The sequence below is a fragment of the Methanobrevibacter sp. genome (genome assembly GCF_036307625.1).
Lineage (GTDB): Archaea > Methanobacteriota > Methanobacteria > Methanobacteriales > Methanobacteriaceae > Methanocatella.
Genome location: NZ_JAXJXF010000123.1, coordinates 1 through 6,386, shown reverse-complemented (window position 1 = coordinate 6,386; position 6,386 = coordinate 1). Strand labels below are relative to the sequence as shown.

Here is a 6,386-nt window from a genome sequence, read left to right as displayed (position 1 = left end):
TCTGGATACAACCTAACCTTCAAACCCAGATTAACACATTTCATAAAAAACACTTAAAACTCCATTTTAGTGACAATTTTAAAATTAATTATAAACTAATTTAATATAATAAATAATATTTTATAAAGAAATAGAGAGAGCATTTGAAAACTAATATCTTCAGATGCCTTTTTGTGAAATTCATCTCCGACCTTAAAGAGGTCGGAGTATTCTTTCACCATAAGATAAAATATAGATATATATTAGATAATAATCAAAATGTTTAATTGTGAGAAAAATGAAGTTTAAATATATTTTTATAGCTAGTTTGATACTGGCTATTCTTATGGTAAGCGCAGTTAGCGCAAACGACACGGTTTCACAGGACATTATCTCAGATAATGACGATAATTCCCTTGAAATCACACAAGACAGAAATACAGAAACTGAAACAACCAAAACATTCACCGACTTGTATGTTGATATTTCAAATGCAACCGGTGTTTTGGACATTCAATGCAACTATAAATACAACAATAAAACTGACCAGAATATGGGAATATCTCTCGTAATGGACAATTTTGTAATCAACGGTAACGGTCATACACTTGACGCCAATAACCAATCCCGGATATTCCAGATTAGGGCAAACAACATAACCATAAACAATCTTACTCTTATAAATGCAAACATGCCTGTAGCCAGTGTTTTATTCATCGCTAAAAATTGTTCACTTACAACAAACAATGTAATTTTTAAAAACAATACTGCGGAGACACAGGGAACAGTTTTAGTAAACGGAAAATATGTAAGTAACAATGATTCATTTATTGATTCAACATCCACAAAAATGGGGACAGTAACATTACTTCAGGGAGGTAAAGGAGTTTTCAATAATGCCATTATGATGAGTTCAAAACAATTGACATGGGGATTACTCTATGCGGACTTTGATTCCTATATCTATGTGTGCAACTCAACATTTGCAAACACCACCTCCAAATACACCACAGCAATACGCGGAAATAAGGCAACTGTAATTGAAAATTCCAAATTCATCAATCTACATGCCATTTCCGCAGGAGCCATTGGAGCAAAATGTGCATCCACAAGCAGTATTGATGAATTAACCATCAACAACTGTACATTTGTCAATGTCACTTCCGAAAAAAATGCAGGTGCAATACTTGCCGATGTCTTTAATAAAACAGTCACCACCCCAGTTACAATTACCAATTCCAGGTTTGTTGACTGCTATTCCGAATTTGGCGGAGCCGTAATGCAATATGGAGGAACCCTTACCGTAGACAACTGTACTTTCAAAGACACTTACGCACTCTTTGACGGCGGTGCCCTCTACACTTCATACGCTGCAGTCAATATCGTGAATTCAACATTCGATGAAAATAAGGCAGAATACAACGGAACTGACAGACCTACCTATGGAGGTACAATATTCTGTGATATGGGCCGTTTCAATTTAACTGCATCCACAGTGAAAAACAGCGATGCTTCTACTGCTGCAATATATCTCTATGACTGCAGTTACAGCATTGCAGACAATGCATTTGAGAACAATTGCCCATTAAACGGAAGCTACATGGATATTTACACAGTCTTTGACACCGCTTCAGGCATTTTGGAAAACAACACTTACAGCGGCAACGACACTTTAAGTCTGAACAATAAAATCTATGAATCAATAATTAACGCTACCGGAATGAAACTGACTTTAATCAACAATACAATCAATGTGACTTCACTTCCTTCAAAATTCGATTTACGCGATTGGGGATGGGTTACACCTGTCAAAGACCAGGGCTCTATGGGTGCATGCTGGGCATTTGGAACTTTTGGAGCAATAGAATCTGCAGTATTGAGATATCTGGGACTTGAAATCGATGGTTCCGAAAACAACATGCAGGACACATCACTTCAGTACTACCGGTACGGAACAAAAGGTATGGTCGAAGGAGGAAGCATACTTTCAGGTGCCCTTTATGCATTAAGCTGGTTCGGTGTGATTTACTCCGAAGATGACAGCTATGATGAGTTTGGAAAGATTTCACCGATAATTGCCATAAATAACAGTATCCATCTCCAGGATGTTGTTTTCATACCTCCACGTAAAAATGTAACTGACAACAATCTTTTAAAAGAGGCAATAATAAAATATGGTGCTGTGGGCATCACATATTTTGCTGAACAATTTACTCCAGAATATAATCCGGCCACAGGCGCACAATACTGCAATGAGACAAAAGGAATAAATCACGGAGTTACATTAATCGGTTGGGACGATAACTATTCTGCAAGCAACTTTTTAATCACACCTCCTGGAGACGGAGCATGGATATTCAAGAACAGCTGGGGTGAAAACAGCGGAAACGACGGCTATTACTATGCTTCATATTATGATGTGAATTTTGCAACTCATATTGAGTCAGTTGCATTCGTTTTGGAAAATGCCGTTGAATACAACATGAATTACCAGATGGATATTGGAGGTGTGGTAACATTCAAACAAGCAGACGAGTATGCAAATGCATTTGTTGCCGTTGCAGACGATTTGATTGCGGGTGTTGGAACATACTTCAATGCCTCCGGTGTTGATTACATCGTTGAAGTTTATGTCAATGAAGTTTTAAAACTCAATCAAAGCGGAACTTCACCATTTTACGGTTTCCATACAATCAAATTGGATTCATACATTCCGGTTAAAAAGGGAGATGTCTTCTATGTTAATATCAAATCAACTGCCGTGCCAATTTTAATAGAATCAAGACAGCACTACCCTGAAGGATTATCAGCATACCTAATGAATGGCACATGGGTTAACGCTTCAGACAACAATACAGTCTGTGCCATAAAAGTTTATACTGTTGCAGATGATTCCCAGATTATTGACAATGAAGACATTTCAGTTGATTATGCCAAAGGCAAATATTTCAGCGTTAAGGTTGTGACTACTGATGGTCATGCTGTTGCCGGTACCTCTGTTGGATTTACCATTAATGGAAAAACAATCAATGCAACAACTGATAGTGGAGGAATTGCTGAATTGGAAATAGTTGAAGTTCCGGGCACTTATGTGATTACAACTGTTTATAATAATCAGACTTATGAAAATAATGTCACTGTAAAATTGGATTCAAAGAATTGTAAAGCCGTTGCTGAGAATATTGCAGTGGATTATGCTAGCGGATCCCACTTTACTGTGAAAGTGGTTTCCAGTGATGGTAAAGTTGCTGTTGCAGGTGAATCAGTAATATTCATATTCAATGGAGATGCAATAACTGCAAAAACAGACAATAAGGGAATTGCAAAAATAAAAATAACACAAACTCCAGGCACATACACTATCAAAACAGTATTCAACGGCAAAACCTACACCAATAAAGTTACAGTAAAACAGGTGCTTAAAACAAGTAAAGTAACAGTCAAAAAGACAGCCAAGAAGTTTACCTTAAAAGCAAAACTTAAAATCAATGGCAAATTGGTTAAAGATAAACTGATAACATTCAAGTTCAACGGCAAAACCTACAAGGTCAAAACCAACAGCAAAGGCATTGCGCAAAAAACATTGAATAAAAATGTTATCAAAAAGCTTAAAAAAGGTAAAAAATACACAGTTAAAGTAACTTACCTTAAAGATACAATTAAAACAACTGTTAAAGTTAAATAGATGAACTTCATCTATTTTTTTTATTTTTAAATCACCACCACCAAGTTAATAAAAAATTAAATCAACTAAATCGTTTAAAATCTAAATATAATCATTTTAATGAAAATTTTTTTGTGAAGAACAAATTCAAGTGAAAAATAAAAAGAACCAGGTTATGTTAAAATCTAAAATAAAGAGCAAATATCAATTTTTTGATGAAAAAAAGCAAAAAACATCAATATTCACTTGATTTTGACATGGTTTCTACAAGCTTAATTTAAAAAAAAGAAAAGAATCAAGCTTCCTCGGAAGCCTTATCTTTTTTGTCAACTATCTTCATTTTCTGTTCCTTTTCATCAACTTCCATGACGATAGGATCAGCCTCAAGGGCACCAGGGTCTTTTTCAACACATTCGTTGATTTTGGACTGGATTGCTCCTACGTCTTCAGTGTCGATAAGGTCAACTATTTCCAGCTGCTGCTGGAAGCGTTCAACACCTTCAAGAGGTACGTTTTCAACAAAAGGAATAGCGCCTGTCGCTCCGATGATTTTTTTCTTGTCAGGATCTGCTCCGTTTTCATGGAGTGCCTTGAAGCTCTGGCCTGTAATGTGGCCCTGCACTTCAGCGCCTGCCAAAATCAGGAATCTTATGTTCGGATTTGATATGATGTTCGCTACTACCTTTTCTATTCCAAGGTTTTCTGTTTTGCATGGTCCTGCAATGGCGGCTCCGCTCAATTCAGCTTCAATGTGGGAAGCAAGAGTTGTTACAGCTACAGGACTTTCAGGGTCTCCCACAATATAGTCCCCACTGATTACAGGCCAACCATCTGCAGGAGCTTTTTTATCAGCCATGATAAATCCTCCTATTTTCTATATGAATTGATTTATTTTAAAATGTATTTAAATATTTTGAAAGCCTTCGAGGGCAAGAAGTATTAACCAGAAGGTCAAATATTACTATGATGAATCTGAACAATGAAATTTTTTATTTGATTAACACAAAAATGACCAATCCCTTTTTTGACTTCATAATGCCTAAAGCGACACACTTGGGCAGCATAACAGTCATTGCGGCCATATGCGTAATATTTCTCATCCTGACAAGAAAAAACATTTTCAATCTGGGAAAATACTACGGGCTTTCCAAGCTCCTTGTGCTGTCAGTGCTTTTGATGTTTATCGTAACATCCGTCATTAAACTGGCATTTAGCATGCCAAGACCATATATGGTTTTGGATGGAGTGAATATTCTGACAGAAACGGTTGATCCAAACTCATTCCCGTCAGGCCATACAGCCACAGCAACAAGCTTCATGACAGTTATCGTCATCAAGGCCAAGGAGTACTTCAAAAGGTATAAGTTAGTAATCTGCCTTGCAGTTTTATACGTTATTCTGGTCGGATTTTCAAGAATCTACACAGGAATGCATTTCCCAACCGACGTGCTTACAGGAGCAATTATCGGAATTGTCTGCGGTATTGTGGCAACCAAAATTCTAAAAGTATAAATCGGACGGCTTTCCAATATATTCAAAGTCATCCTTGTTGTCGAGGTACTTGACTCCGATGACTTTACCGTCTGCAAAGCGTGTTACAACACTCATGCCGTCATCGACATCTATTACGATGACTTTTGTGTTTTCACCACTTTCAGCTTCTATTTTTATTATACCATCATTTTGAATAAGCTTTGGCTCTTCAAATTCAGAGCCCACAAATGTTGAATTCCAGTGCTGAGGCAACTTTACGCGAATCTGCAAATCGTCCAATACTTCTTTGACATACATAATTGATTTCTCCAAGAGTAGTTAATATTAGTTATATTTGAAATCTATTTAAATATTATGTCACTTTGCAAGGGTTAAATGTGGTTTTGGATTGTTCTAATTTTTTTAATCATATGGTCATACAACTATTGTTAGTTATAAGTCAAAAATAACTTTTACGAATCTAAAGCCATATTTCATGTTAAAAACAATTTTAGGTCTTAATTAAATGAATAAAAACATTAAATACTATTAAATTAAATATTATAATTAATCAAACCCTTGATCCGAAGGAGATGATATTATTCAGAACAAAATAATATTGCCAGTGAATGGATTTAAAACTTCTGTTTTAATGAACTCCCTTATTGGCAAAATTCATTAGAGTTTAAAATCCACATTTCTGGGTACTTAAATTCTAAAATTTTGATAAATGAAATTATTCGATGTCTAATTGTTCCAACATGTGAAAACATGTTGTAGACATTGAATTTCCACTTTAACCTATTTTTACAATAATGAAAATTTTAGGAAAAATTTCATCATATCAATTTTTTTTTAAAACATGTTCTGGATTTTATTGCGAAAAATAACAATTTAAAAAGGCCCAAAAATATAATTTAAATATAAAAGGTTTAGTGAAATGGATTACATATTGGAAAATATCAGAGAATTTAAATGAAAAACGCTTGTAGTCATTTAAAAATAAAAAAAAAGATGAGAAAAAATTAATTTTCTCATTTAACCCAAATACTTGCTTGCTGATGAGGAATAATAGGACTTGTCTCCTGCAAATGTGAATGTCGCATCAAATTTAGTGATTCCACCAAACATTGCATTGACATATCCTTTGGCCACACCATTGCTGTCCGTTTTTATGGAGTCTGTCTTAGACATTGTTCTACCGAATATGTTGATTAAAGTCTTGATTTGAATGTTTTTATTGGCCAATGCTTTGCCTTTGCTGTCTTTA

Annotated in this window: 5 protein-coding genes; 2 read left to right on the top strand and 3 right to left on the bottom strand. The window is 35.3% G+C overall.

Annotated features, from left to right (window positions below; translation table 11 throughout):
- Window positions 1-277 precede the first annotated feature (277 nt).
- Complete coding sequence (locus UIB65_RS07845; protein WP_330040765.1) at window positions 278-3,664, top strand: C1 family peptidase; 3,387 nt, start codon at window positions 278-280, stop codon at window positions 3,662-3,664.
- A 274-nt stretch (window positions 3,665-3,938) separates the two neighbouring features.
- Here UIB65_RS07845 and mtrA read toward each other — a convergent pair whose 3' ends face one another.
- Window positions 3,939-4,499: a tetrahydromethanopterin S-methyltransferase subunit A gene (mtrA, locus tag UIB65_RS07840; RefSeq protein ID WP_330040764.1), complete on the bottom strand. Its 561-nt coding sequence runs from the start codon at window positions 4,497-4,499 to the stop codon at window positions 3,939-3,941.
- A gap of 137 nt (window positions 4,500-4,636) precedes the next feature.
- Between mtrA and UIB65_RS07835 the strand changes: the two genes are divergently transcribed.
- Window positions 4,637-5,155: a phosphatase PAP2 family protein gene (locus tag UIB65_RS07835; RefSeq protein ID WP_330040763.1), complete on the top strand. Its 519-nt coding sequence runs from the start codon at window positions 4,637-4,639 to the stop codon at window positions 5,153-5,155.
- Here the strand turns inward: UIB65_RS07835 and UIB65_RS07830 are convergent.
- Both UIB65_RS07830 and UIB65_RS07825 read right to left on the bottom strand, forming a co-directional pair.
- Window positions 5,144-5,434 (bottom strand): hypothetical protein, encoded by a 291-nt coding sequence (locus tag UIB65_RS07830; protein WP_330040761.1) that lies wholly within the window; start codon window positions 5,432-5,434, stop codon window positions 5,144-5,146. The genes UIB65_RS07835 and UIB65_RS07830 overlap by 12 nt on opposite strands.
- Window positions 5,435-6,154: 720 nt before the next feature.
- Window positions 6,155-6,386: hypothetical protein (locus UIB65_RS07825; protein WP_330040759.1), on the bottom strand; the 232-nt coding region annotated here is incomplete at its 5' end.

What these genes read in the sequence shown, in the direction of transcription:
- UIB65_RS07845 (WP_330040765.1), top strand. Translation starts at nt 278, where the DNA reads ATGAAGTTTAAATATATTTTTATAGCTAGTTTGATACTGGCTATTCTT.
- mtrA (WP_330040764.1), bottom strand. Translation starts at nt 4,499, where the DNA reads ATGGCTGATAAAAAAGCTCCTGCAGATGGTTGGCCTGTAATCAGTGGG.
- UIB65_RS07830 (WP_330040761.1), bottom strand. Translation starts at nt 5,434, where the DNA reads ATGTATGTCAAAGAAGTATTGGACGATTTGCAGATTCGCGTAAAGTTG.